We start from the raw sequence: 25779 nt of genomic DNA, 5'->3' as shown, positions 1-25779 counted from the left end.
GGTAAAAGTCTAGGGGACTTTATCTAGCAGGCCGGCGGTGTGCAAACCGGGTGGGGATTACTGCCCCCCCCCGCTCAGCGGCGGCGCCAATCGATTGGCCGAAAACGATGCCCTTGTGGGAGCGAGCCTGCTCGCGAAAGCGATCCCCGCGGAGTTTTTCTGTTGGGATGCGCGCCATTGATCCGCTGAGGTAAGCGGTAGTTTACGAGTGAAGCAAAGCGCAACTTTTCTCAAGGCATAAAAAAACGGCCTACCTTTCGGTAAGCCGTTTTTAGTACTTGGTGGCTACACAGGGACTTGAACCCCGGACCCCAGCATTATGAATGCTATGCTCTAACCAACTGAGCTATGTAGCCAAGTGGCGCGCATTATTCCCCTGAATTGGCAAAGCGTCAAGCGTAAATCGAAAATATTTCTTCCTGTTTTCAACCGCTTATCCTCGGGCCCCGAAAATCGGGGGCGTGAAGGGCGTCAGCGTAGCTGGAATCTGGCGGTATTGGCGCTCAGGGCATCGCTGCCCTGGCTCAAGGTATCCGCCGCGAGGTTCACCGCGCGTGCGCCTTCAAGCAAACGCATCGCTGCCTGATCGACTTGCTGAATATTGCCGCTGACTTCATCGGCGGTGGTGGCCTGTTCTTCAACCGCCGTGGCGATCTGCGCCAGGGTGTCGGTGACGCTTTGTACGGCGCTGGCGATTTCGCCCAGGCGTTCGCCGAGTCCGGTGACCGCTTCGGCATCCGACTGGGCCTGGCCGCAGGCGGCCTCCATCAGGCTCACGGCTTCGTTGACCGTGGCGCGCAGGCTGTCGACGGTGCCGGCGATTTGCGCGGTGGACGATTGCGTGCGTTGCGAGAGGCTGCGCACCTCGTCAGCGACCACGGCAAAACCGCGACCCTGTTCCCCGGCGCGGGCGGCTTCGATGGCGGCATTGAGTGCGAGCAGGTTGGTCTGCTCTGCGACGCCACGGATGGTGTCGACCACCAGTTGAATCTGTTGGCCTTGCTCGCTGACCCGGCCGAGCGCGGCGGCGGTGTCGTTCAGCCGCTGATTGAGTTGCTGAATGCTTGCCGTGGTGCGCTGGCTGTCGCGGCTGCTGTCGGCGGCGATGCGCCGGGTGTGCTGGGCGCTGCCTGAGGCCTGTTCGCAACTCTGCGCGACGCCTTGCGAGGTGGCGGCCAATTGCGTGGCGGCAGCGGCGATCTGGCTGATCTGCAACTGCTGCGCCTCGACTTCACCTAGGGCGCCGCTGGAGTGTTGGTTGAGGCTACGCACCGCGTTGCTCAGCTGCGAGGTCTCGTGGTCGACGCCGAGCATGCTGCTGCGCAGTTGCACCACGGCGACGTTGAGCGCAGTGCTGATCGCCGCCAGCTCATCGCGGCCCACCACCGGCACTTGCAGGCTCAGGTTGCCGTCGCGCAAAGCTTCGGCGAGCAGGGTGATGCCGCTGGCGCTGCGGCGGATCGAGGCTTGCAGGCAGACGAACAGGTACAGCGCCGCCAACAGCAGGCATCCGAAAATTGCCGCGACAACCATGAACTGGCGGATCGCCGAGCTGTAATAGGCATCGAGCCGTTGATCCAGCGCCACCAGCGACTGCTGGCGCAGCGAGGCGAGGTCGCTGAGCAACGCGTCGAGGCTGCGTTCGAAGTCTTCCGGCTTGAGGTTGATGCTGCCGCCGAAAACGCCGTCGTCGAGGACTTTCAGGCCGCCGTCGAGGTGTTTCAGGCTGTCGTGATACTGGTCAGCCCAGGCTTGCAGCTCGACTGGCAGACGCGCCTCCAGCAGGCCGGCGGTTTTCACCAGTTGCTCGCGGGCGTCGCCGATGCGGCTGCGCAGGTCGCGCAACTGCAAGCGGCTCTGCAGGGTGAACTGGCCGGAGACGACTGAGGCCTGACCGACCGCCGCGAGACGCCCGACCCGCTCGATCAGGTCCGGCGCGTGCTGCGTGGAAATCTGCGTCAGCAGGTAGGTTTTCAGCCACGGCGCGAGGGTCAGGCGATTGTCCATGACGATCTGCTCGCGCAACGCTTGCAGCGCGCCCAGGGCATTGGTGAAACGGTCGTAACCGTCCGGCCACCAACCGACGCTGCTGAGGCTTTTCGAGTCCAGGCCATTGAGCGCGGTTTGCAATGCTTGGTAGCGAGCGAGAATTTGACCCTCGGCGCCTTGCTGATTCAGCGCATTGCTCAGCTCCGTGGTGGCTTGCAGTACCGCCGGTTGCACGCCGTCGAATGCTGCCATTGCTGCGAGGGTGGCCGGTGTCGGCTGACGGTTGGTCTCGGTGGCGCGCCAGCGGGCGGCGCGGTCACGTTGAGCGGCGAGCAGGTTGTCCAGCGCATCCAGCGCAAGCAATTGACCCACGCCGGTACGCTCGCCGGCGATCAGGTTGAGCTTCTCGCGATAATCATGGCCGATCATCAACAGGCTGCCGGCCAACGGCAGAATGAACAGCAGAAACAACAACTGGAATTTACCAGCGAAGCCAAACCGCCCCAGCAATTTGATCCCCGGTGAAAGGAAAGCCTGCATGCCTCATGACTCCTCTGGACACCACGCACCATTGGCGTGCATCGCGAGCTTTTGCGCCGCGACCCGTGCCCTCTAAAAGGCCTCGAAAGTTCACCCTCGCCCGCTCTGTAGGCCGGCTCTGTAGCGAAACTTCCCATTGTCGAGCGCCTTTGTAAGGCGATCGTGTTCAAGGGTAGAAGCAAGGCAAGATTCAGACCATGGCGTTGCGCTATCACTTTCTCTTTGAACGGCCCCCCGTAGGAGCTGCCGAAGGCTGCGATCTTTTGCCTTTGATTGTTAAAAGCAAGATCAAAAGATCGCAGCCTTCGGCAGCTCCTACACGGTGATCAGTCGTCAATCACTTAGTTAGCTGGCTAAGGGGATAGCGCTGGCGCACCGAAAAATGGCACATTGACGCACCTGCCTGCGGGCACCCATCTGCTGTCCGGAATTTTCCATGGCTATCAGCAACGTTCAGAACGCCGCTGCCTCGGCGACCGCTGCTCCTCAAAGCAGTCCACTGGTGATGCGCATCATTGGCGCGGTGGCGCTGGCGCATTTGATCAACGACCTGATCCAGTCGGTGCTACCGTCGATCTACCCGATGCTCAAGGCCAACTATGGCCTGACGTTCACCCAGGTCGGCCTCATCACCTTGACCTTCCAGTTGACCGCGTCGCTGTTACAGCCGTGGGTTGGCTATCACACTGATCGCCACCCGAAACCGTGGCTTTTGCCGGCGGGGACCGTGTGTACCTTGATCGGCATTCTGATGATGTCGGTGGTCGGCAGCTTTCCGTTGATTCTGCTGGCAGCGGCGCTGATTGGTATTGGCTCATCGACCTTTCACCCGGAAGCCTCGCGGGTTGCGCGGCTAGCCTCGGGCGGGCGCTTTGGTCTGGCGCAATCGACGTTCCAGGTCGGCGGCAATGCCGGTTCCGCGTTCGGCCCTTTGTTGGCGGCGGCGATCATCATTCCATTCGGCCAGGGCAATGTGGCGTGGTTCGGTCTGTTCGCGGTGTTTGCGCTGTTCGTGCTGTACCGCATCAGCCGTTGGTACGCCATCCATCTGAACCTGTTCAAGCTCAAGGCCGGTCAAGCCGCGACGCACGGTTTGTCGAAGGGCAGGGTGACGAGTGCGCTGGTGGTGCTGGGGCTGCTGGTGTTCTCCAAGTATTTCTACATGGCCAGCTTCACCAGCTACTTCACCTTCTACCTGATCGAGAAGTTCGACCTGTCGGTGGCCAGCTCGCAATTGCACCTGTTCCTCTTCCTGGGCGCAGTGGCGGCGGGGACGTTCTTCGGCGGGCCGATTGGCGACAAGATCGGGCGCAAGGCAGTGATCTGGTTTTCCATCCTCGGCGTCGCGCCGTTCACCCTGATCCTGCCGCATGTCGATCTGTTCTGGACCAGTATTCTCAGCGTGGTGATCGGCTTCATTCTGGCCTCGGCATTCTCGGCGATCGTGGTGTACGCGCAGGAACTGGTGCCGGGGAATGTCGGGATGATTGCCGGGATTTTCTTCGGCCTGATGTTTGGTTTCGGCGGGATTGGCGCGGCGCTGCTCGGGCATCTGGCGGATGTGCACGGGATTGAGTATGTGTATTTCCTGTGCTCGTTCCTGCCGTTGTTTGGTGTGTTGGCGATCTTCTTGCCGCGTACCAAAAAGCACTGATTCACACATTTACCATTGTAGGAGTGAGCCTGCTCGCGATGGTGGTGTGTCAGTTACGGTTGAATTGACTGACACTCCGCTATCGCGAGCAGGCTCACTCCTACAGGGGATTGGTGGTGTGGCGGAAAATATTTCAGGCACAAAAAAGCCGCGTATCAAACGCGGCTTTTTCGTGTGCGGCTGTTGCTCAGACGTTGAAGCGGAAGTGCATCACGTCGCCGTCCTTGACGATGTAATCCTTGCCTTCCAGGCGCCATTTGCCGGCTTCTTTGGCACCGGCTTCGCCCTTGTACTGGATGAAGTCGTTGTAGGCGATCACTTCGGCGCGGATGAAGCCTTTTTCGAAGTCGGTGTGGATCACGCCGGCAGCCTGAGGTGCGGTGGCGCCGACCTTGACGGTCCACGCGCGGACTTCTTCGACACCGGCGGTGAAGTAGGTCTGCAGGTGGAGCATTTCGTAGCCGGCGCGGATCACGCGGTTCAGGCCTGGCTCTTCCAGGCCCAGGGCCTCGAGGAACATGTCCTTCTCTTCGCCGTCATCGAGCTCGGCGATTTCCGCTTCGATCTTGTTGCACACCGGAACGACCATGGCGCCTTCTTCTTCGGCGATGGCCTTGACCACGTCCAGGTGCGGGTTGTTCTCGAAACCGTCTTCAGCGACGTTGGCGATGTACATGACCGGTTTGGTGGTCAGCAGGTGGAAGCCCTTGATCACGGCTTTTTCATCCGCGCTCATGTTCTTCATCAGGCTGCGCGCGGGCTTGGCTTCGGTGAAGTGCGCGATCAGTTGCTCGAGCAGAGCCTTCTGAACCACGGCGTCCTTGTCACCACCCTTGGCGTTGCGCGCGACTTTCTGCAGTTGCTTCTCGCAGCTGTCGAGGTCGGCGAAGATCAGTTCCAGGTCGATGATTTCGATGTCGCGTTTCGGGTCGACGCTGTTGGACACGTGGATCACGTTGTCGTCTTCGAAGCAGCGCACGACGTGAGCGATCGCGTCGGTCTCGCGGATGTTGGCGAGGAACTTGTTGCCCAGGCCTTCACCTTTCGAGGCACCGGCAACGAGGCCGGCGATGTCGACGAATTCCATGGTGGTCGGCAGGATGCGTTTTGGATTGACGATGGCCGCCAGAGCTTCCAGACGTGGATCCGGCATCGGCACGATGCCGCTGTTCGGCTCGATGGTGCAGAAGGGGAAGTTCTCCGCCGCGATACCGGATTTGGTCAGGGCGTTGAACAGGGTGGACTTGCCGACGTTAGGCAGGCCGACGATGCCGCAATTGAATCCCATGGTGTTTCCCCTCGGGTAAAAGTCAGGCCTTCTGGCTGTGCAGGTTTTTCATCGCGCGGTTCCATTCCCCGGCGAGGATATCCGGCAGCACGCCGAGGGCAAAGTCGATGCTGGCATCGAGTTTTTCCTGTTCGGCGCGTGGCGCACGACCCAGGACGAAATTTGAAACCATACTGGCGACGCCCGGGTGGCCAATGCCAAGCCGCAGGCGGTAGAACGTATTCTGATTGCCCAGTTGCGCAATGATGTCGCGCAACCCGTTGTGACCGCCATGGCCGCCGCCCTGCTTGAGCTTGGCAACGCCCGGAGGCAGGTCGAGTTCGTCATGCGCCACGAGGATTTCTTCAGGCTGGATGCGGAAGAAACCGGCGAGTGCCGCCACGGCCTGGCCGCTGCGGTTCATGTAAGTGGTGGGAATCAGCAGACGAACATCCTGACCCTGATGCGAATAGCGCCCGGTCAGGCCGAAATATTTGCGATCGGCCACGAGATTCACATTCTGTGCGTGGGCGATGCGCTCAACAAAAAGGGCCCCTGCGTTATGCCGGGTCTGGTCGTATTCGGCGCCTGGATTTCCCAGGCCAACGATCAGTTTGATGGCAGTCACGATAGGGGCCCTTCCTTTGAGTGGTGAGTAACATCGCCGCGATCAGGGAAAGCGGCGAAAGTGGACGAAAAATGCTCATTTACCATGGATGTAAACTCCGCGTTCTCGCCCGCTTTCTCGCTACGTTCCAGTCCGCGATGTTACTTGCTCACTCAGGCATGACAGAGTGAATTACTCTGCTGCGCCTTCTTCGGTAGCTTCTGGAGCAACACGTGGAGCGTGGACGTTGGCAACAGCCTTGTCATCGCCGTGTGCCAGAGCAACGAACTCAACACCTTTAGGAGCTTTGAGGTCCGACAGGTGAATGATGGTGCCGATTTCTGCTTTCGACAGGTCGACTTCGATGAACTCAGGCAGATCTTTTGGCAGGCAGGAAACTTCGATCTCGGCAATAACGTGCGAAACTTCGCCGCCTTTCTTGACCGGAGCTTCTTCGCCAACAAAGTGCACAGGCACGATGGCGGTCAGTTTCTGGCCGGCAACAACGCGTACGAAGTCAGCGTGCATCACGTGGCCTTTGGCCGGGTGACGCTGCAGAGCCTTGATGATGACGTTCTGCTTGGTGCCACCAACGTTCAGCTCGATGATGTGGCTGTAAGCCGCTTCGTTTTCGAGCAGTTTGGCAACTTCCTTGGCCAGCATGCTGATGGATTCAGGGGCTTTGTCGCCACCGTAAACTACAGCTGGAACCAGGCTTGCGAGACGACGCAGGCGGCGGCTCGCACCTTTCCCCAGGTCGGAACGCACTTCAGCATTCAGAGTAAAATCGTTCATTTTGTATCTCCAAAATAGCCATGACCGAGTGGCGTTTGCGACCAGCGCCGAACACGGTATGGGCAAAAAAGCCCCGCCCCGACAGGAATGCCGGGGCGGGGCGCTTTTCGTCAACGAGACATTTCGTGAAGGGCAGGGCCCTTAACGGAACATCGCGCTGATCGATTCTTCATTGCTGATGCGGCGAACCGCTTCGGCAACAACCGGTGCGATATCCAGTTGACGGATACGTGCACAGGCTTGTGCTGCAGCGGACAGCGGGATGGTGTTAGTGACCACCAGCTCGTCCAGCACGGAATTTTCGATATTCTCGATGGCCCGGCCCGACAGCACAGGGTGTGTGCAGTAGGCAAAGACCTTGGCTGCGCCATGCTCTTTCAGGGCCTTGGCCGCGTGGCACAGGGTGCCGGCGGTATCGACCATGTCATCGACGAGAATACAGGTACGCCCTTCGACATCACCGATGATATGCATCACTTCAGAGTGATTGGCTTTCTCACGGCGTTTGTCGATGATCCCGAGATCGACGCCCAGGGATTTGGCAACGGCCCGTGCACGCACGACGCCACCAATGTCCGGGGACACGATCATCAGGTTTTCGAAGCGCTGATCTTCAATGTCATCCACCAGAACCGGGGAGCCGTAGATGTTATCTACCGGAATATCGAAGAAGCCCTGAATCTGGTCAGCATGCAGATCAACCGTGAGAACACGGTCGATGCCGACTACGGTAAGCATGTCAGCGACGACTTTCGCGCTGATGGCCACACGTGCGGAACGCGGACGGCGATCCTGACGGGCATAACCAAAATAAGGAATAACAGCAGTGATACGAGTAGCCGAGGAGCGGCGGAAGGCGTCAGCCATCACTACCAGTTCCATCAGGTTATCGTTGGTCGGAGCGCAGGTCGGCTGAATAATGAAGACGTCTTTACCGCGAACGTTTTCATTGATCTCGGCTGTGATTTCGCCGTCGGAAAACTTGCCGACAGAGATGTCACCGAGAGGGATATGCAGCTGACGTACGACACGCCGAGCCAGATCGGGGTTGGCATTCCCCGTAAAGACCATCATCTTGGACACGCGCAGTACCTAGAGGCTGAGGGTAACCTGGATGAGTAGAGAAAATGGCAGGGGCGGCTGGATTCGAACCAACGCATGGCAGGATCAAAACCTGCTGCCTTACCGCTTGGCGACGCCCCTGTATCTGTTGCTTTCAAGTGCCGGGCACTTGATTCCTTTAGAGCAGACTTTGCAGCTTGCGATGCAACATCGAAACGTTGCTTCCTTTCGCTACAAACCCTGTAAGGGTCTCTGTCAGAAGGGCCGAGACTTTATCAGCTTCAGCTTTGCTTGGGAAGCCCCCAAACACACAACTTCCAGTTCCGGTGAGCTTTGCTTCGGTAAATTTACCTAACAAATCCAATGCGTTACGTACCTCTGGATAACGCCTTGCAACCACCGGCAAGCAGTCATTTCGACTGTTTCCCTCGGGAACGGGGCGCACTTTAATGGGCGGTGTGTTACGTGTCAACAAAGGATCGGAAAAAATTTCTGCCGTACTAACAGAGACTTGCGGCACGAGTACCAGATACCACGGTTCTTCGGGGTCGACCGGGGTCAGTTTCTCGCCGACACCCTCGGCAAACGCCGCATGGCCACGGACGAAAACCGGCACGTCGGCACCCAGTGACAAGCCCAGCGCCGCCAGGCGATCTTCATCCCAGCCCAACTGCCAGAGATGGTTGAGGCCAAGCAAAGTCGTCGCCGCGTTCGAACTGCCGCCGCCGATGCCGCCGCCCATGGGCAGGACTTTGTCGATCCAGATGTCGATGCCAAGCGAGCAGGCGGATTGTTGCTGCAGCATTTTCGCCGCGCGCACGATCAGGTTGCTGTCGTGGGGCACGCCGGCGAACTCGGTGTGCAACTGGATCGCGCCGTCATCGCGCACGGCGAAAGTGATTTCATCGCCGTAGTCGAGGAACTGAAACAGCGTCTGCAACTCGTGATAACCGTCTTCACGGCGGCCGAGAATATGCAGCATCAAATTGAGTTTGGCCGGTGAGGGCAGGGTCAGGCGTGCAGCGGTCATGCGTTATTGCCCCAACTTGCGCGGTTGCCAGGTCTTGATCACCAGCGTCACGTCGAGGTCGGCGCCGTGCAGCTTGATGCGTTCGGGCAGCCAATAACCATTCTGTTCGGTGTAGGCGGTGTATTCGACTTTCCAGCCGTCCTGCTCAAGGCTGGCCAAACGGCTGTCGGCGTCCAGGTTCAGGCGACTTTTGCTCTCTGGAGCTGGCAGGCCACGAACCCACCAGGCCAGATTCGACACCGGCAATTTCCAGCCAAGCTGTTCTTCGAGCAGGGCTTCGGGCGATTGCGATTCGTAGCGGCCCTGGTTGGCGACTTCCAGTGACACTTTGCCCGGCCGCCCGGTCAGGCGTGCCGCGCCACGACCCAGCGGGCCGGACAGGCGAATGTCGTAGTAGTCCTGACGCTGCAGCCAGAACAACGTGCCGCTGCCGGAATCCTTCGGTGCGCGAATGCCGATCTTGCCGTCTATCTGCCAGCCGTCGAGGCCGGTGAGCTGCTGTTTGTTCGCCGCCCACTGGGTCGGGCTGCCGTGGCCCTCGACGGATTCGCGAGTGCCGAAACCAGAGCAACCGGCGAGCAGGGCGATGAAGCTGAAAACAATAACGTGGCGCAAAAACATGGGTTAAAGAGTCTCGGATCCGGTCAGGCGCTTGATGGTGCTGCGCAGAATGGTGCTGTCGGGCTGGTCCTTGAGGAACTTGCCCCACACTTGTTTGGCTTCGCGTTGATTGCCCTTGGCCCAGAGGACTTCGCCCAGGTGCGCGGCGACTTCGTGGTCAGGGAAACGCTCGAGCGCCTGGCGCAGGTATTTCTCTGCGTCGTCCAGATTGCCCAGGCGGTAGTTCACCCAGCCGAGGCTGTCAAGAACCGCCGGGTCTTCCGGATTGATCTGATGCGCCTGCTCGATCAGCGTTTTCGCTTCGGCGTAACGGGTAGTGCGGTCGGACAAGGTGTAGCCCAGCGCATTCAGCGCCATGGCATTGTCCGGATCGCGCTTGATGATCAGGCGCAGGTCTTTTTCCATTTGCGCCAGGTCATTGCGCTTCTCCGCGAGCATGGCGCGGGTGTAAAGCAGGTTGAGATCGTCCGGGTATTTCTGCAGGGCTTGCTGCAGGACTTTCCAGGCCTTGTCGTCCTGTTTGTTGGCCGAGAGGGTTTCCGATTCGATCAGGTAAAGCTGGATGGCGTAGTCGGGCTGTTCGTCACGCTCGGCCGCCAGTTTGCTTTGCGCTTCGGCGGCTTTGCCGTTGCTCATCAGGATATCGGCCTGACGCAGTTGTGCCGGCAGATAGTCGTTGCCCGGGCCGACCTGGGCGTACTCTATGAGTGCGCCTTGCGGATCGTTGCGTTCTTCGGCAATCCGGCCGAGGTTAAGGTGCGCCGAATCGACATGGCTTTCGCGAGCGATCAGGTCTTCCAGATAACCCTTGGCCTCGTCCCACGCCTTGGCTTCCAGGCACACCAGCGCCAGCGAATAGCGCAGTTCGTCGTCTTCCGGGTATTGCTGAACAAGCGTGGAGAACTCGGCCTTGGCGTCGTCCATGCGGTCCTGCTCGACCAGCATGCGCGCGTAAGTCAGGCGCAGGCGTTTGTCTTCCGGGTACTTCCTGATGTTTTTCTGCAACAGCGGCAGCGCTTCGTCGCCACGATTGAGCAGCTGAAGCAGGCGCGCGCGCAGCAGAATCGGTGCGATCTCGCCATCTTCCGGCGGATGGTCTTCAAGCAGGGTCAGTGCGCCCTGATTGTCGCCGTCCTGCTGCAACAGCAGCGCCTTGCCGAAAATCAGCTGATTGTTGTTCGGGTGACGCTGCAGCAAGCGGTCGAAGCTTTTCATCAGACCGTTGCGGGTTTCCTGATCGGTGTCGGCGGCCGACAGTGCGAGGAAATCGAAATGGGTGTCGCCCTTGCCCTGCAGGACTTTCTCCATATAGACCATGGAGTCGTCGTAACGCCCGGCGCGGGCCAGTTGCACGGCGGCGGCGCGTTGCGCTTCGAGATCGTCCGGAGCGTTGCGCGCCCAGATCAGCGCGGTGTCGAGGGCCGGTTGATCGGCGCCCAGATATTCGGCGATGCGAAAAGCACGCTCGGACACGCCCGGATCCTGGGTATTGATGGCCTGGGTCACGTAGTTGTCCAAGGCGATGTCGAAACGATTGCGCTGGCCGGCGAGTTCGGCGCTCAGCAGGCTGAACACGGTTTCCTCGCTGAACGAGCTGTAAACCTTGGGCTTTTCAGGCGCGGGCGTGGTGTCTTCGACCGGCGGGGTGCCGTCCGGCGCAACGGGCGCCATGGCCTGGCAGCCGCTGAGGAAGACAAAAGCGAGGAGCAACGCGGAAGATCTATTCATATAGGAAGAGGACGACTAACCTGCGGTCGGATCATCATGACACAAGCCTTCGGCCAAACATAACCGTAGGAGCTGCCGAAGGCTGCGATCTTTTGATCTTGCTGGTGATTCGAAAAACCACAATCAAAAGATCGCAGCCTGCGGCAGCTCCTACAAGGAGCCAAATTGTGCTCATTATAGGGTCTGACAATTGGGACAATAGTCAGCGGTAGTTGTTCTGGATCTTTCGAAGTAGGACAATTGCCGGCTTCACGTCACCACCAGCGACCTTGAATGGCCTTCCTTGCACTCGGTATTAACCACAAGACTGCTTCAGTAGACGTCCGCGAGCGCGTGGCCTTTACCCCTGAGCAGCTGGTTGAGGCCTTGCAGCAGCTCTGCCGACTGACCGACAGCCGCGAAGCCGCGATCCTCTCCACCTGCAATCGCAGTGAGCTTTATATAGAACAGGATCAGCTCTCGGCCGATGTCGTGCTGCGCTGGCTCGCCGACTATCACCATCTGAGCCTGGACGAGCTGCGCGCCAGTGCCTATGTGCATGAAGACGATGCGGCCGTTCGTCACATGATGCGCGTCGCCTCCGGGCTCGATTCGCTGGTGCTGGGCGAACCACAGATTCTCGGTCAGATGAAATCGGCCTACGCCGTGGCCCGCGAGGCGGGCACCATCGGCCCGCTGCTGGGGCGGCTGTTTCAGGCGACCTTCAATGCCGCCAAGCAGGTGCGCACCGATACTGCGATCGGCGAGAACCCGGTGTCGGTGGCATTTGCCGCCGTCAGCCTGGCCAAACAGATTTTCAGTGATCTGCAACGCAGTCAGGCGCTGCTGATCGGCGCTGGCGAGACGATCACTCTGGTCGCGCGCCATTTGCATGAGCTGGGGGTCAAGCGCATCGTCGTTGCCAACCGTACGCTGGAGCGCGCCAGTCAGTTGGCTGAGCAGTTCGGCGCTCACGCGGTGCTGCTCTCGGACATTCCGGCGGAACTGGTGCGCAGCGATATCGTCATCAGTTCGACCGCCAGCCAGTTGCCGATTCTCGGCAAGGGTGCGGTGGAAAGTGCGCTGAAGCTGCGCAAGCACAAGCCGATCTTCATGGTCGACATTGCTGTACCGCGAGATATCGAACCGGAAGTCGGCGAACTCGACGATGTTTACCTGTACAGCGTCGACGATCTCCACGAAGTGGTCGCCGAAAACCTCAAGAGCCGGCAGGGCGCAGCGCAAGCGGCGGAGGAAATGGTCTCGGTCGGCGCCGACGATTTCATGGTGCGCCTGCGCGAACTGGCGGCGGTCGATGTGCTCAAGGCCTATCGTCAACAGAGCGAACGCCTGCGTGACGAAGAATTGCAAAAGGCCCTGCGTCTGCTGGCCAACGGCGGCAACGCCGAGGACGTGCTCGGCCAACTGGCCCGTGGCCTGACCAACAAACTCTTGCATGCGCCCAGCGTGCAGTTGAAAAAGCTGTCTGCCGAAGGCCGCCTCGATGCGCTGGCCATGGCCCAGGAACTCTTCGCCCTCGAGGGCTCACCGGATAGTTTTTCGGATAAAAAACCGCAATGAAAGCGTCACTGCTCAACAAGCTGGACATTCTCCAGGACCGTTTCGAGGAACTGACCGCGCTGCTCGGCGACGGCGAAGTCATTGCCGATCAGGCCAAATTCCGCGCCTATTCCAAGGAATATGCCGAACTCGAGCCTGTCGTGGCTGCGTATAAAAAGCTGCTCAGCGTACAAGGCGATCTTGAAGGCGCACAGGCCCTGCTCAAGGACAGCGACCCGGACATGCGCGAAATGGCCGTGGAAGAAGTCCGCGAAGCCAAGGAATCGCTGATCACGCTGGAATCCGATCTGCAGCGCATGTTGCTGCCCAAGGATCCGAACGACGGGCGCAACGTCTTCCTCGAAATCCGCGCCGGCACCGGTGGCGACGAGGCGGCGATCTTCTCCGGCGACCTGTTTCGCATGTATTCGCGTTATGCCGAGCGGCGTGGCTGGCGTGTCGAGATCCTCTCGGAAAACGAAGGCGAACACGGTGGCTATAAAGAAGTCATCGCCCGTATCGAAGGCGATAACGTCTACGGCAAGCTGAAATTCGAATCCGGCGCGCACCGTGTCCAGCGTGTTCCTGCCACCGAATCCCAGGGCCGGATTCACACCTCCGCGTGCACCGTGGCGGTATTGCCCGAGCCGGACGAGCGCGAAGCCATCGAGATCAATCCGGCGGATTTGCGCGTCGACACGTTCCGCTCCTCCGGGGCCGGTGGTCAGCACGTCAACACCACGGACTCGGCGATCCGCATCACCCACATACCGACCGGCACTGTCGTCGAGTGTCAGGAAGAACGCTCCCAGCACAAGAACCGCGCCCGAGCGATGGCCTGGTTGTCGGCCAAGCTCAACGATCAGCAAAACGCTGCGGCGGCCAACGCGATTGCCAGTGAGCGTAAATTGCTGGTCGGTTCCGGCGACCGCTCCGAGCGCATCCGCACGTACAACTATGCTCAAGGCCGGGTCACCGACCATCGCGTCAACCTGACCCTGTATTCGCTGGATGAAATTCTTGCCGGTGGCGTCGAAGCCGTGATCGAGCCGTTGCTGGCCGAATACCAGGCTGACCAACTCGCAGCGATAGGTGAATAAATGACCATCATCGCCAGCCTGTTGCGCGCCGCCGAACTGCCGGACTCGCCCACTGCACGCCTGGACGCTGAACTGCTCCTCGCCGCCGCGCTGGGCAAGTCGCGCAGCTTTCTGCATACCTGGCCCGAGCGCATCGTCCCGAGCGAGGCTGCGCTGACGTTCGCCGAGTACCTGCAACGGCGGCGTAGCGGTGAGCCGGTGGCCTACATTCTCGGCCAACAGGGCTTCTGGAAACTCGATCTGGAAGTCGCGCCGCACACGCTGATCCCGCGCCCGGATACCGAATTGCTGGTGGAGGCAGCCCTTGAACTGCTGCCGGCAACGCCGGCCAAAGTTCTCGACTTGGGCACCGGCAGTGGCGCGATTGCCTTGGCTCTGGCCAGCGAGCGCCCGGCGTGGAAAGTCACCGCCGTCGATCGCGTGCTCGAAGCCGTGGCATTGGCCGAACGCAATCGCCAGCGTCTGCACCTGAACAACGCCACCGTACTGAGCAGCCATTGGTTCAGTGCACTGGAAGGCCAGCGCTTTCAATTGATCATCAGCAACCCGCCGTACATTGCCGCCGCCGATCCGCATCTGGTCGAGGGCGATGTGCGCTTCGAACCGGCCAGTGCTTTGGTGGCCGGTGAAGATGGCCTCGATGATCTGCGCCTGATTGTTGCGCAAGCCCCCGATCATCTGGAAAGCGCTGGTTGGCTGATGCTCGAACACGGCTATGATCAGGCCGAAGCCGTGCGTGATCTGCTGCTCACCCGTGGCTTTGAAGAAGTCCACAGCCGCACCGATCTGGGCGGCCATCAACGCATCAGTCTGGGGCGCCTGCCGTGCTGAATGATCAGGAATTGCTGCGCTACAGCCGGCAGATTCTGCTGCAACACATCGACATCGACGGGCAACTGAAGCTCAAGGCCAGCCGCGTGCTGATCGTCGGCCTCGGCGGCCTCGGCGCGCCGGTGGCCTTGTACCTGGCGGCAGCGGGCGTCGGCGAGTTGCATCTGGCGGATTTCGACACGGTCGATCTGACCAACCTGCAACGGCAGATCATTCACGACACAGACAGCGTCGGCATGTCCAAGGTCGACTCGGCGCTCAAACGCCTGGGCGCGATCAATCCTGAAATCCAACTCATCGCCCATCGGCGGGCGCTGGACGAGGATTCTCTTGCCGCAGCGGTGGCGGCGGTGGATCTGGTGCTCGATTGCTCGGACAACTTCGCCACCCGTGAGGCGGTCAACGCCGCGTGTGTAGTCGCGCGCAAACCACTGGTGAGCGGCGCAGCGATTCGTCTGGAAGGGCAGTTGTCGGTGTTCGACCCACGGCGTGCCGAGAGTCCTTGCTACCACTGTCTGTACGGTCACGGCAGCGAAGCCGAACTGACCTGCAGCGAGGCCGGCGTCGTCGGGCCGCTGGTTGGCCTGGTTGGCAGCCTGCAGGCGCTGGAAGCGCTGAAGGTGCTGGTCGGCTTTGGCGAACCGTTGGTGGGGCGCCTGCTGCTGATCGACGCCTTGGGTTCGCGCTTCCGTGAACTGCGGGTCAAGCGCGATCCGGGCTGCAGCGTCTGTGGCGCGCGCCATGCGTGAAGCGCCGATCGGCGTGTTCGATTCCGGGGTCGGCGGCTTGTCGGTTCTCGCGGAAATCCAGCGTTTGCTGCCCAACGAATCGCTGCTCTACGTCGCCGATTGCGGGCATATTCCCTACGGCGAAAAGACCCCGGAATTCATCCGTCAGCGTTGCAGTGTGATGGCCGGTTTTTTCCGCGAGCAGGGCGCCAAGGCTTTGGTGCTGGCGTGCAATACCGCGACTGTCGCCGGTGTTGCCGATCTGCGTCGCGACTTCCCCGACTGGCCGATTGTCGGCATGGAACCGGCGGTCAAACCGGCTGCAGCGGCGACCCGCAGTGGCGTGGTAGGCGTGCTGGCAACGACAGGTACATTGCAGAGCGCCAAGTTCGCCGCGTTGCTCGATCGCTTTGCGGCTGACGTCAAAGTCATCACCCAGCCGTGTCCGGGGTTGGTCGAACTGATTGAAAGTGGCGACCTGCACAGCGCCCAATTGCGCACTTTGCTGCAGGGTTACGTCACCCCTTTGCTGGCTCAGGGCTGCGATACGATCATCCTGGGATGCACCCATTATCCTTTCCTCAAGCCGCTGCTAAGGTCGATGATCGCCGACGATGTCAGCCTGATCGATACCGGCGCTGCCGTGGCCCGGCAGCTGCAACGGTTGCTCGCCGAGCGTGATCTGCTGGCGCAAGGTCCGAGCTTGCCTGTAAGGTTCTGGACCAGTGCCGATGCACGATCCTTCAGAAAAATCCTACCGCTGCTGGGCCAAACTGCGTCGAATGTGCAAAACTTCGACTTGTAAAAAAAATGTGAAATAACTCGAAATACGCTGAACTTCTGACCAAGCGCAGATTTCTATAGCGACAGCAGCAACTTAAAACCAAACGATCGTTCCGGAAAAGGAAGTTTCAAAGTGAAGCGACTATTCTGCTTGGCCGCGATTGCGGCCGCATTGATGGGGCAAAGCATTTCTGCACAAGCCGCTGGCGTTGAATTCGCCGTCGGCGGTACCAGCGATTCGACAATGACGTATCGCCTGGGCATGAATTTCGACTGGGACAAGAGCTGGCTGCAGAGCGACGTGGGTCGCCTGACCGGCTACTGGAGCGGTGCCTACACGTACTGGGAAGGTGACAAGACTTCCAGCAACAACAGCCTGTCGTTCTCGCCTGTCTTCGTTTACGAGTTTGCCGGCCAGTCCGTCAAACCGTACGTTGAAGCGGGTATCGGTGCGGCGTTCTTCTCCAACACCGAATACGAAAGCAACAAGCTGGGCGGCTCCTTCCAGTTCGAAGACCGCATCGGTTTCGGCCTGCGCTTCAACGGCGGCCACGAAGTCGGCATCCGCGCCACGCACTACTCTAACGCTGGCCTGTCCAGCGACAACGATGGTGTAGAAAGCTACGCGCTGCATTACACAATGCCGCTGTAATTGTTCGACGCTTCACGCTTCTTGTAGGAGTGAGCCTGCTCGCGATCGCGGTGTGTCAGCCGGAACATTTGGCACTGACACACCGCGATCGCGAGCAGGCTCACTCCTACAGTTGTTTCAGCGGTAGGCTGTTGCAATACCCCGGCGCTCTTCGATGCACTCCGGCGCGCCCATTTCAAACTCGCGGCAGATCAACGGTCGCCGTTCGTAGATCGTGCACATCATGCTGTCGCGATCCAGCGCCGCACACCAGCCGTCGTCCAGACGCAGCATCACTTCACCGCCCCATTCATCGGTATCGATAAAGCGATCAGGCACGCCGGTGTCGGTGATCAGCATCACTTCGAGCTGGCAGCAGCACGCGGCGCAGGTCGAGCAGGTGACTGCCGGTTCGTCGATTTGTGTGTGGGGGATGGTTTTCATCGCGGCAGTGTAAGGCAGTGATCGCTGTGGGTGTGAAAGCGCTGACGGACGCTCATGGCGCCAGCCGTCGCGCCATCATGTGCAGCAGCGGAAACAGCCCGGCCCAGAGCACGCCGATCACCATCAGCGTCGGCACTTCGCCGTAGGGAAATTGCACGCCGGCCAGGCGTCCACCGCCGTAGTACGACAACGCACCGCCCACCGCGCCAAGTGCGCTGGCCAGCCACCATGGCCGTGCGCTCCAGGCCAGACAATGACGCAATGTGGTGGCAAGCAGCGCCCAGAGCAGCATCAGCCACAACGGAATCAACGGTGCAGCATCTTCGAAGCGGAACACGTCGAGGTAACGCAAAACACTGTCTACCGCCGTGCCGACAATCACCACGGACAGCATCAGCCGACCCTCCGCCGCCCAACTGCTGATCCAGCGCAGATGAATGACCAGCGCCGCCAGTGCGAGCAACAGCCACAAACTGTTGCCGCCGATGACGCAGGCCAGCCAGCCGAGCTGGAACAACACGGCATTGGCGAGGCGCTCAAGCATCGAAGCGACCGAGCAGCGGCGCGGTCATCGCCGCCGGTTTCGCCAGCAGCAATTGCGCGGTGCCGATAGTCCGCTCGAGGAATCCGCCCTCGCAGTAGCAAAGGTAGAACTCCCACAAGCGCAGGAAATAATCGTCGTAACCCAATTCGTTCAAGCGACCATGAGCGAGGCGAAAGTTCTCGTGCCACAGGCGCAATGTCCTGGCGTAATGCAGGCCGAAATCTTCCATGTGCAGCAGGTTCATGTCGGTCTCGCGACTGACCACATCGAGCATCTTGTGCACCGAGGGCAGGGCGCCGCCGGGGAAGATGTAGCGCTGGATGAAGTCGACGCTGCGTTTCGCCTGTTCGTAGCGTTGCTCGCGAATGGTGATCGCCTGGAGTAGCATCAGGCCGTTGCTCTTGAGCAACTGCGCGCATTGCTTGAAATAGGTCGGCAGAAACCGATGGCCAACCGCTTCGATCATCTCGATCGACACCAGTTTGTCGTACTCGCCGCTGAGGTCGCGGTAGTCCTTGAGCAGGAGCGTGACGCGATCCTGCAAGCCGAGTTGTTCGATGCGTTTGGCGGTGAACGCGAACTGCTCTTTGGACAGAGTCGTGGTGGTCACGCGGCAGCCATAATGCTGCGCCGCGTACAGCGCCATGCTGCCCCAACCGGTGCCGATTTCCAGCAGGTGATCGCTGGGCTTGAGCGAGAGTTTCTGGCAGATGCGTTCGAGTTTGTTCAGTTGTGCCTGTTCCAGGGTGTCGCTTGGGGAGAGGAACTGCGCGGCGGAATACATCATGGTCGGGTCGAGAAACTGTTCGAACAGTTCATTGCCGAGGTCGTAATGCGCGGCGATGTTTTTTTGTGAGCCCTTGCGCGTGTTGCGATTGAGCCAGTGCAGGCCTTGCACGAAGGGCCGGCCGAGTCGCGCCAGGCCACCCTCCATGGCGTCGAGCACCTCGAGATTGCTGACGAACACGCGCACCACCGCGGTCAGGTCCGGCGAACTCCAATAGCCGTGGATGAATGCTTCGCCGGCGCCGATCGAGCCGTTGCTGGCAACCATGCCCCACAGCGCCGGATCGAGCACATGGACCTCGCCGAGCAAGGCGCTGCCCGGTGTGCCAAAGAGCATCTGTTCGCCATCCTCGACGACCATCAATTGTCCGTGTTTGAGCTGCGCGAGCTGTCGCAGCACGCCACGGCGCAGCAGCGAGCCGGTCAGGCCGTTGGTGCTGAAGCGACCGAGCGGCAGGCTAGAGGATTTCATGGTGCGGCTCCTTCGGAGGCACGGTGGCGGTTTGAAAGCTGCCGTCGGCAGGCTGATGAGCGAAAATCGGCGCGCGCTTGAGCAGCAGTCGCAGCGCTTGCCAGTAGATCGCCAGGGCGGTTTTTGCGGTCATCCACGGGAAGCGGCGCAGATAGCGGTGCAGGCTGCGACGATCGAGCGGTTCGCGGCGCAGATTCAACGTGGCGTCGAACAGTTTTTCGCTGCCCTGCCAATCGGCCATGTGCACGCCGAGGCTTTGCGCGGCCGGGCTGAAACTCATGCGGTATTCGAGGTCGCGGGGCAGGAACGGCGAGACGTGAAAGGCCTTGGCCACGGCGAAATGTTGATGAAAATCCACCAGACTGGTCGGTGTCTGCGCCGGCAGCACGTAGTGATAACGCTCGCGCCATGGCGTATTGGTCACCTCGCAGACGATCGCCGCCAGTTGCCCGTCGGCTTCGTGGCAATAGAAGAAACTCACCGGATTGAACGACAGCCCCCAACTGCGCGGCTGAGTCAAAAGGCACACCGCGCCCTTTGGCTCATGACCGATGGCCGCGCCCACCTGCTGGCGCACCGCGTCGATCAGACGGATGCCCTTGCCGGTGAAAGCTTTCAGGTAATCGGTCTCACGAAACGAGAACGGCGCAAAGCGACTACGCCCCGCTAGCGGCGACAAGGCCAGCACGGCGTCCTGTTCGCTCAGGTCGAGATAGAGCAAACCGATGCGGTAGCGGAATTCGTGACGGCGCGGCGAGAAACGTCGATGGCCGATCACGCCGCTGTAGAGGGCGCTGTTCACAGGGTTTCACCGAACGCAGCGGCCACGCGCAAGCCGCTGACCACGCCATCCTCATGGAAGCCATTGGCCCAGTAGGCGCCGCAATAATGCGTGTGCTGCTCGCCATCGAGTTCGCCCCAGCGGTTTTGCGCCGCTGCGGCAGCCAAAGTGTATTGCGGGTGGGCGTAGGTGTAGCGGGCCAGCACTTTGTCCGGGGTGATGCCGGCGGTCTGGTTGAGGCTGACGCAGAATGTAGTGTCGCTCTCGATGCCCTGCAGGATGTTCATGTTGTAGGTGACCGCCGCGCGAGTATGACCGGCGCCGCCGAGGCGGTAGTTCCAGCTGGCCCAGGCCAGTTTGCGCGCGGGCAACAGGCGCGTGTCGGTGTGCAGCACCACGTCGTTGTCGGCGTAGAGCAGGGCGCCGAGAATCGAGCGCTCGGCCTCGCTCGGATTGGCCAGCAACTTCAGGGCCTGATCGCTGTGGCAGGCAAACACCACTTTGTCGAAATGTTCGAGGCCGGCCGGGCTGTGGATAACCACGCCGTGCTGATTGCGCTCGACGCGGCTGACCGGGCAGTTCAGGCGAATCCTGTCGTGGAATGAGGCGGTCAGTGGCGCGATGTAGGCACTGGAGCCGCCCTCAATGACCTGCCACTGCGGACGATCACTGACCGACAGCAGGCCATGATTCTTGAAAAAGCGCAGGAAAAACTGCAGAGGGAAATTGAGCATTTCCGCCATCGGCATCGACCAGATCGCCGCGCCCATCGGCACGATGTAATGCAGGATGAAGCGTTCACCGTAGCCGCCAGCCTTGAGGTAATCGTCGAGGGTAGTGTCGGCGGCGATGCGCAGTTCCATCAGGTCACGCTGGGCTTCCTTGTTGAAGCGCAGAATGTCGCGCAGCATGCCCCAGAACCCCGGCGACAACAGATTGCTGCGCTGGGCGAACAGGCTGTTGAGGTTGTTGCCGTTGTACTCGACGCCGGTGTCCGGGTCGGTCACCGAAAAGCTCATTTCGGTCGGCTTGAACGCCACGCCGAGCTGGTTGAGCAAGCGAATGAAGTTCGGGTAGGTCCAGTCGTTGAACACGATGAAGCCGGTGTCGATGGCGAATGGCTGCCCGGCCACGCTGACCGGCACGGTATGGGTATGCCCGCCAACCCAGTCACTCGCTTCGAAGACGGTGATGTCGTGGCGGCGGTTCAGCAGGTAAGCGCACGTCAGCCCGGCGATACCGCTGCCAATCACGGCGATTTTCATATCGGGTCCCGCTGCGGTGGGTTCTTGCGCACCATGCGTTTGCCGATCGCCAGTTGCGCGCGGGCCGGCAGCTTCGACAGTGGCCAAAGCGCCGCCATGAACAGCCCCGGGAAAGCAATTTCCAGCGGCCGGTCCTTGAGTTTGGCGAAGATGTGCCGCGCCGCTTTATCCGCGGGCCAGCTCAGCGGCATCGGGAAATCGTTCCTCTCGGTCAGCGGCGTCTCGACAAAACCCGGGCTGATGATAGTGACGTCAATGCCTTCGTCCGCCAGATCGATGCGCAGCGATTCGAACAGGTAACGCAGCCCTGCCTTCGATGCGCCGTAGGCTTCGGCCCGTGGCAGGGGCAGGTAGGTCACCGAGCTGGCCATGCCGACCAGATGCGGCGTGGTGCCTCTGCGCAGCAGCGGCAGGGCGGCTTCGATGCAGTAGCTGCTGGCGAGCAGATTGGTGCGCACCACGTGCTCGATGATCGAGGAATCGAACTGGCGCGCGTCGACATATTCACAGGTGCCGGCGTTGAGAATCACGCTGTCCAGCGAGCCCCAGGCGTCGCCGATCCGCTCGCCGATTTCGCGCACGGTCTGACTGTTGGTCAGATCGCCGGGCACCACCAGTACCTGGCCCGGATAACGCTGCGACAAGACTTTCAGCGGCGCGACCGAGCGCGAACTGACCGCCAGGTGCGCGCCGCTTTTCAGAATGTCCTCGCACAATGCTGCACCGATGCCACTGCTGGCGCCGGTCAACCAATACCGCCGTGGAGGTGTACGACTCATCCCATTCTCCTTTTCAGCCAGGCAATCACCCGGCCCAATATTGGCAAGTGTTCATACAGCAGCGCCCCGGCATCGAAATAATCCCGATGGCGATAAACCTTGTCGCGCCAGAGCAGGTGCGAACAGCCGCCAACCCGGATTTCCCGGCCTTTGGCCAGACGCGGGTGGCGATAGCTCATGACCCAGCGCAGATAACCTTCGCCTGCGCCGATCTGGTCGAAACCGTGAAAATCGAAGCGTAGATCGCTGACGTTGGCGTACAGCTCTTTGAAGTAATCCTGCAGTTGCGCCAGGCCCTGAACTTCGTGCAGCGGATCGGTGAAATGAATGTCGTCGCTGTACAGCTCGCCCAAGCGATGCAGATTGTCTTTGTTCAACCCGGAAAACTCGCGGGCGAAGCTGCGCAGGAATTCACTCATCGCCGCCACTCGCATGCTGGCGCGACGGCAGGTTCTTGAACGCCGTCAGCGCGCGCTCGCGTGAGGCGCTGAGGTTGACGATCGGCGCCGGATAATCCGCCACGCCGAACAGCCCTCCGGCGCCCGCCGGATTGTGCACTTCCTTTTTGATGAGCCCGGCCAGTTCCGGCAACCAGTGCTTGATGAACACGCCCTCGGCGTCGAATTTTTCCGACTGGCTCAACGGGTTGAAAATACGGAAGTACGGCGCCGAGTCGGTGCCGGTCGACGAGCTCCACTGCCAACCGCCGTTGTTCGCCGCCAGGTCGCCATCGATCAGGTGGCGCATGAAAAAGCGTTCGCCCTCGCGCCAGTCGATCAGCAGGTTTTTGGTCAGGAACATCGCCACGACCATGCGCAGGCGATTGTGCATCCAGCCGGTTTCAAGCAATTGGCGCATCGCCGCGTCGATGATCGGCAGACCGGTGCGTGCCTCTTGCCAGGCCTTGAGCTCCTCCGGCGCATTGCGCCAGGCCAGCGCCTCGGTTTCCGGGCGGAAGGCGCGATGCCGCGACACGCGTGGATAGCCAACAAGAATGTGTTTGTAGAATTCGCGCCAGAGCAGCTCGTTGATCCAGGTCACCGCGCCGACCTTGCCGCTTTCGAACTCGCCCTGATTGCTTTGCAGCGCAGCGTGCAGGCACTGGCGTGGCGAGATGACCCCGGCGGCGAGGTAAGCCGACAATTGGCTGGTACCGGGTTTGGCCGGAAAGTCGCGTTCGCTGCGGTAATAATCGATCTGCGCATCGGTGAAAGTGTCGAGTCGGCGCTGCGCCTCTTGCTCACCGGCCGGCCACAACGTGCGCAGGGATTGGCTCGGCGTGGCGAAGCCTTTGACTGCCTCGGGAATGGCATCGCTGGCGATATCCAGCGCGGCCTGTTTGCCGGGTGCCTTGACCAGCGCCGGCATCGAGCGGTGCAGGCGTTCGTAACAGACCTTGCGGAACTGACTGAACACCTGAAAGTAGGTACCGGTCTTGGTCAGCACTGTGCCGGGTTTGAACAGCAATTGATCCAGATAGCTGTGGAATTCAATGCCCTCGGCCTGCAACGTTTCGGCGACGGCCTCATCGCGGCGGCTTTCGTGAACGCCGTATTCCTCGTTGGCGTGCACTGCCTCGATCTTCAGATGCCGGCAGAGCTTGAGCAGTTCTGCTGGCGCCTGATCCCAGTGCAGCGCGCTGCGAATCAACAGCGGGATGTTCAGTGCGCCGAGGCTCTGGCTCAGTTCGCGCAGGTTGCGCAGCCAGAAATCCACCTTGCACGGCGCATCGTCGTGTTCCAGCCACTGCTGGGGGCTCAACAGATACACCGCCACCGTCGGGCCGCGCGCCGCAGCGGCCGCGAGGGCAGTGTTGTCATGTTGGCGCAGGTCGCTGCGCAGCCAGATCAGTTGCATGTGATTAGACCCATCATCAAATCAATCCGCGTTCGAGCAGCGCCTGGTGTGCCGCAAGCGGATCTTCGGCGAGGAACAGCTCGGCAGTCTGAGCGGTGCGAGCGGACAGCTCGCTGTGGTGGATGTGCACTGCGGGGCCGGCAATCAGGGTTGGGCAATCGACGTTCGCCAGCAGTTTCGGCAACTGCGCCAGTTGCATGGCTTTGCTCGAATACAGCAGCACGCCACGGGCTTGCAGGTGCTCGACGGTCAGTGCCAATTCACCGGCCGGCAGCGGCCAGTCGAAGACTTGCACCGGGCAGTCGGCACTGCTGATCAGCCATGCGCACAGCCACAGGTGCGGTTCCAGCGGCAGGTCGGAATGATTGATCAACAGCAGCGGCGCCGAATGCAGCTGGCGGTTGTTATGGTAGATGCGTGCACCGAATTTGCTGCGCAGCCAGGAATAGAAAAATGTCCGCTCCATCTGCGCGCCGAACTGGCCCTGCCAGCGCTGTTCGAGTTCGGCCAGCAGCGGCATCAGCAATTGCTCGCACAAGGTCCGGGGCGGGTACAGGGCGATGGCCTGATTGACGCTGTCATCCAGCGTGCGCTCATTCAGTGCGGTGACCGCCGAAAGCAACGTCTGTCGCAGGCGCTGCCAGTCGTTCTCCACGGTCTCGGTGAAGGCCTGCGGGGCGTCGAGCAATGGCTTGACCTGACTGACCGCCACCCCACGGTTCAGCCAGGTGAGAATGGCCATGATTCGCTGCACATGTTCAGCGCTATACAGTCGATGGCCCTTGGGCGTGCGCTGGGGCACCACCAGCCCGTAGCGACGTTCCCACGCACGCAGGGTGATGGCGTTGACGCCGGTTTGCCGCGCGACTTCGCGAATCGGCAACCAGCCCTCGTCGAGGGCTTTCTTGAAGTCGGCGCCGAGGTCTTCCCGGGCGCTGCTGTCGGTTTTATCGTTCATTAGATCGCGTTTCGCAGACTGAGGTTTTCCGGATGCGGCTGCAGGTAAACCTGTTGCGCGATGTACGGGTCCGGATGGAGTCGAAAGTGGTGTTTAAGCAGTGTCAGAGGCACCACCAGCGGCACGATGCCCTGGCGGTACTGGCCGATGACCTGTTGCATTTCCTGTTTGTCTTCGGCACTCAGCGATTGTTTCAAATATCCGCTGAGGTGCAGCAGCACATTGCAATGGGTGCCGCGCGTGGCGCATTTCTTCAGCGCGGCCATCAGTTCGCTGAAGTAGCGCGGGCCGAGTTCGGCGGGATCGCTGTCGGCCATGTTGCCGAGCAGTTTGCCCAGGGTTTTGTATTGCAGCGGGTTGTGCGCCATCAGCAGGTACTTGTAGCGCGAGTGGAATTCGGTGAGCGCGCGGCGGCTGAGGCCCTGAGCGAGCACTTGTTGCCAGGCGCTGTAGGCGAGCACGCGGGTGATGAAGTTTTCCCGGAGCACCGGATCGTTGAGGCGCCCGGCTTCTTCTACCGGCAAGTCCGGGTGTCGGGCACAGAACGCCTGCGCGTAGATGCCACGTCCGCCGCCGTTCACCGGGGCACCGTTGGCGTGATAGACCTTGACCCGTTCTAGTCCGCAGGACGGCGACTGCTGCATGAAGATGTAGCCGCAAAGGTCCTGCAGCTCGCCGGCCATTTTCTCGCCGTACTCGGCCAGCGGCCTGGTGACGTTGATGGTCCGGTCGACGGTGCCGACGGCCTCGGGTTGTTCAGGGTCGCCCACCAGCCGGATCGGCTCGCGGGGAATGCCCATGCCGATGGCGACTTCCGGGCACAACGGGACGAAATCGAAATATTCCGCGAGGGTACGGCTGCACAGCCGCGATTCCTTGTGCCCACCGTTGTAGCGCACTTCTTCGCCCAACAGGCAGGCGCTGATGGCGATCTTCGGCTTGGACAGGGAAGCTGTAGACATGAGCACCTCGAATCTATACCTGTACA

The 25779-nt window shown here is 60.7% G+C and carries 25 protein-coding genes and 2 tRNA genes; 7 read left to right on the top strand and 20 right to left on the bottom strand.

The features are described from left to right. Positions 1-279: 279 nt before the first annotated feature. Together BLU71_RS17355 and BLU71_RS17350 are read right to left on the bottom strand one after the other, a co-directional pair. Positions 280-356: transfer RNA gene (locus BLU71_RS17355), tRNA-Met, on the bottom strand. A 115-nt stretch (positions 357-471) separates the two neighbouring features. Further along, positions 472-2529: a methyl-accepting chemotaxis protein gene (locus tag BLU71_RS17350; protein ID WP_083353565.1), complete on the bottom strand. Its 2058-nt coding sequence runs from the start codon at positions 2527-2529 to the stop codon at positions 472-474. A gap of 436 nt (positions 2530-2965) precedes the next feature. On the opposite strand from BLU71_RS17350, the gene BLU71_RS17345 reads away from it, so the two are divergent. Next, complete coding sequence (locus BLU71_RS17345) at positions 2966-4183, top strand: MFS transporter (RefSeq protein ID WP_065616587.1); 1218 nt, start codon at positions 2966-2968, stop codon at positions 4181-4183. Between the two features lie 187 nt (positions 4184-4370). Here the strand turns inward: BLU71_RS17345 and ychF are convergent, their stop codons facing one another. The 8 genes from ychF to BLU71_RS17305 all read right to left on the bottom strand — a co-directional run bounded on the left by ychF (position 4371) and on the right by BLU71_RS17305 (position 11293). Beyond that, positions 4371-5471, bottom strand: a complete 1101-nt coding sequence (ychF, locus tag BLU71_RS17340) for a redox-regulated ATPase YchF (RefSeq protein ID WP_016773202.1) — start codon at positions 5469-5471, stop codon at positions 4371-4373. 22 nt (positions 5472-5493) lie between these two features. Further along, positions 5494-6078: an aminoacyl-tRNA hydrolase gene (gene pth / locus BLU71_RS17335; RefSeq protein ID WP_042609697.1), complete on the bottom strand. Its 585-nt coding sequence runs from the start codon at positions 6076-6078 to the stop codon at positions 5494-5496. 171 nt (positions 6079-6249) lie between these two features. Further along, a complete protein-coding gene (locus BLU71_RS17330; protein WP_064362118.1) occupies positions 6250-6852 on the bottom strand; it encodes a 50S ribosomal protein L25/general stress protein Ctc in 603 nt (200 codons plus the stop codon). Between the two features lie 141 nt (positions 6853-6993). Next, the gene (locus BLU71_RS17325; protein WP_003171603.1) at positions 6994-7935 is read right to left on the bottom strand and encodes a ribose-phosphate pyrophosphokinase; all 942 of its coding nucleotides are present in this window, start codon (positions 7933-7935) and stop codon (positions 6994-6996) included. 45 nt (positions 7936-7980) lie between these two features. Beyond that, positions 7981-8055, bottom strand: a tRNA-Gln gene (locus BLU71_RS17320). A gap of 37 nt (positions 8056-8092) precedes the next feature. After that, on the bottom strand, positions 8093-8944 hold the full coding sequence (ispE, locus tag BLU71_RS17315) for a 4-(cytidine 5'-diphospho)-2-C-methyl-D-erythritol kinase (RefSeq protein WP_064362119.1): 852 nt from the start codon (positions 8942-8944) through the stop codon (positions 8093-8095). 3 nt (positions 8945-8947) lie between these two features. Next, a complete protein-coding gene (gene lolB / locus BLU71_RS17310) occupies positions 8948-9565 on the bottom strand; it encodes a lipoprotein insertase outer membrane protein LolB (protein WP_083353564.1) in 618 nt (205 codons plus the stop codon). Between the two features lie 3 nt (positions 9566-9568). Further along, the gene (locus BLU71_RS17305) at positions 9569-11293 is read right to left on the bottom strand and encodes a tetratricopeptide repeat protein (protein WP_042609701.1); all 1725 of its coding nucleotides are present in this window, start codon (positions 11291-11293) and stop codon (positions 9569-9571) included. A gap of 273 nt (positions 11294-11566) precedes the next feature. Between BLU71_RS17305 and hemA the strand changes: the two genes are divergently transcribed. The 6 genes from hemA to BLU71_RS17275 all read left to right on the top strand — a co-directional run bounded on the left by hemA (position 11567) and on the right by BLU71_RS17275 (position 16926). After that, positions 11567-12853, top strand: a complete 1287-nt coding sequence (gene hemA / locus BLU71_RS17300; protein ID WP_016773209.1) for a glutamyl-tRNA reductase — start codon at positions 11567-11569, stop codon at positions 12851-12853. Next, entirely contained in the window at positions 12850-13932 is a 1083-nt protein-coding gene (gene prfA / locus BLU71_RS17295) for a peptide chain release factor 1 (RefSeq protein ID WP_083353563.1), read from the top strand. Before hemA ends, prfA begins: the two co-directional genes overlap by 4 nt. Next, complete coding sequence (gene prmC / locus BLU71_RS17290) at positions 13933-14763, top strand: peptide chain release factor N(5)-glutamine methyltransferase (RefSeq protein ID WP_042609703.1); 831 nt, start codon at positions 13933-13935, stop codon at positions 14761-14763. After that, positions 14757-15512: a molybdopterin-synthase adenylyltransferase MoeB gene (locus BLU71_RS17285; RefSeq protein WP_042609704.1), complete on the top strand. Its 756-nt coding sequence runs from the start codon at positions 14757-14759 to the stop codon at positions 15510-15512. The genes prmC and BLU71_RS17285 overlap by 7 nt, the downstream gene beginning before the upstream one ends. Beyond that, positions 15505-16296 (top strand): glutamate racemase, encoded by a 792-nt coding sequence (gene murI, locus BLU71_RS17280; RefSeq protein ID WP_064362123.1) that lies wholly within the window; start codon positions 15505-15507, stop codon positions 16294-16296. The genes BLU71_RS17285 and murI overlap by 8 nt, the downstream gene beginning before the upstream one ends. Positions 16297-16407: 111 nt before the next feature. Further along, on the top strand, positions 16408-16926 hold the full coding sequence (locus BLU71_RS17275; protein WP_024014291.1) for an acyloxyacyl hydrolase: 519 nt from the start codon (positions 16408-16410) through the stop codon (positions 16924-16926). 117 nt (positions 16927-17043) lie between these two features. Here the strand turns inward: BLU71_RS17275 and BLU71_RS17270 are convergent, their stop codons facing one another. From BLU71_RS17270 to BLU71_RS17225, 10 genes are read right to left on the bottom strand one after another with little or no spacing between them, the layout of a single operon-like run. After that, positions 17044-17349: a YkgJ family cysteine cluster protein gene (locus BLU71_RS17270; protein WP_042609706.1), complete on the bottom strand. Its 306-nt coding sequence runs from the start codon at positions 17347-17349 to the stop codon at positions 17044-17046. A gap of 52 nt (positions 17350-17401) precedes the next feature. Beyond that, positions 17402-17893, bottom strand: a complete 492-nt coding sequence (locus tag BLU71_RS17265; RefSeq protein WP_042609707.1) for a DUF2878 domain-containing protein — start codon at positions 17891-17893, stop codon at positions 17402-17404. Further along, positions 17886-19151, bottom strand: a complete 1266-nt coding sequence (locus tag BLU71_RS17260) for an SAM-dependent methyltransferase (RefSeq protein WP_083353562.1) — start codon at positions 19149-19151, stop codon at positions 17886-17888. Before BLU71_RS17260 ends, BLU71_RS17265 begins: the two co-directional genes overlap by 8 nt. Further along, positions 19138-19953, bottom strand: a complete 816-nt coding sequence (locus BLU71_RS17255) for a DUF1365 domain-containing protein (RefSeq protein WP_064362125.1) — start codon at positions 19951-19953, stop codon at positions 19138-19140. The genes BLU71_RS17260 and BLU71_RS17255 overlap by 14 nt, the downstream gene beginning before the upstream one ends. After that, a complete protein-coding gene (locus tag BLU71_RS17250) occupies positions 19950-21197 on the bottom strand; it encodes an NAD(P)/FAD-dependent oxidoreductase (RefSeq protein WP_042609710.1) in 1248 nt (415 codons plus the stop codon). Before BLU71_RS17250 ends, BLU71_RS17255 begins: the two co-directional genes overlap by 4 nt. After that, positions 21194-21976 carry an SDR family NAD(P)-dependent oxidoreductase gene (locus tag BLU71_RS17245; RefSeq protein WP_065616597.1) on the bottom strand — a complete coding sequence of 261 codons (783 nt, stop codon included), beginning with the start codon at positions 21974-21976 and terminating at the stop codon, positions 21194-21196. Before BLU71_RS17245 ends, BLU71_RS17250 begins: the two co-directional genes overlap by 4 nt. Beyond that, positions 21973-22395, bottom strand: coding sequence for a nuclear transport factor 2 family protein (locus BLU71_RS17240; RefSeq protein ID WP_042609712.1), 423 nt, complete (start codon positions 22393-22395; stop codon positions 21973-21975). The genes BLU71_RS17245 and BLU71_RS17240 overlap by 4 nt, the downstream gene beginning before the upstream one ends. Continuing rightward, positions 22388-23833, bottom strand: a complete 1446-nt coding sequence (gene phrB / locus BLU71_RS17235; protein ID WP_083353561.1) for a deoxyribodipyrimidine photo-lyase — start codon at positions 23831-23833, stop codon at positions 22388-22390. The genes BLU71_RS17240 and phrB overlap by 8 nt, the downstream gene beginning before the upstream one ends. Before the next feature lie 16 nt (positions 23834-23849). Further along, complete coding sequence (locus BLU71_RS17230; protein ID WP_083353560.1) at positions 23850-24791, bottom strand: MerR family transcriptional regulator; 942 nt, start codon at positions 24789-24791, stop codon at positions 23850-23852. Beyond that, the gene (locus BLU71_RS17225; RefSeq protein ID WP_083353559.1) at positions 24791-25753 is read right to left on the bottom strand and encodes a YbgA family protein; all 963 of its coding nucleotides are present in this window, start codon (positions 25751-25753) and stop codon (positions 24791-24793) included. The genes BLU71_RS17230 and BLU71_RS17225 overlap by 1 nt, the downstream gene beginning before the upstream one ends. Positions 25754-25779 lie beyond the last annotated feature (26 nt).

The organism is Pseudomonas moraviensis (assembly GCF_900105805.1).
Classification (GTDB): domain Bacteria; phylum Pseudomonadota; class Gammaproteobacteria; order Pseudomonadales; family Pseudomonadaceae; genus Aquipseudomonas; species Aquipseudomonas moraviensis_A.
Note: the sequence above shows the minus strand (reverse complement) of the source record. Positions and strands in the feature narration are given on the sequence as shown.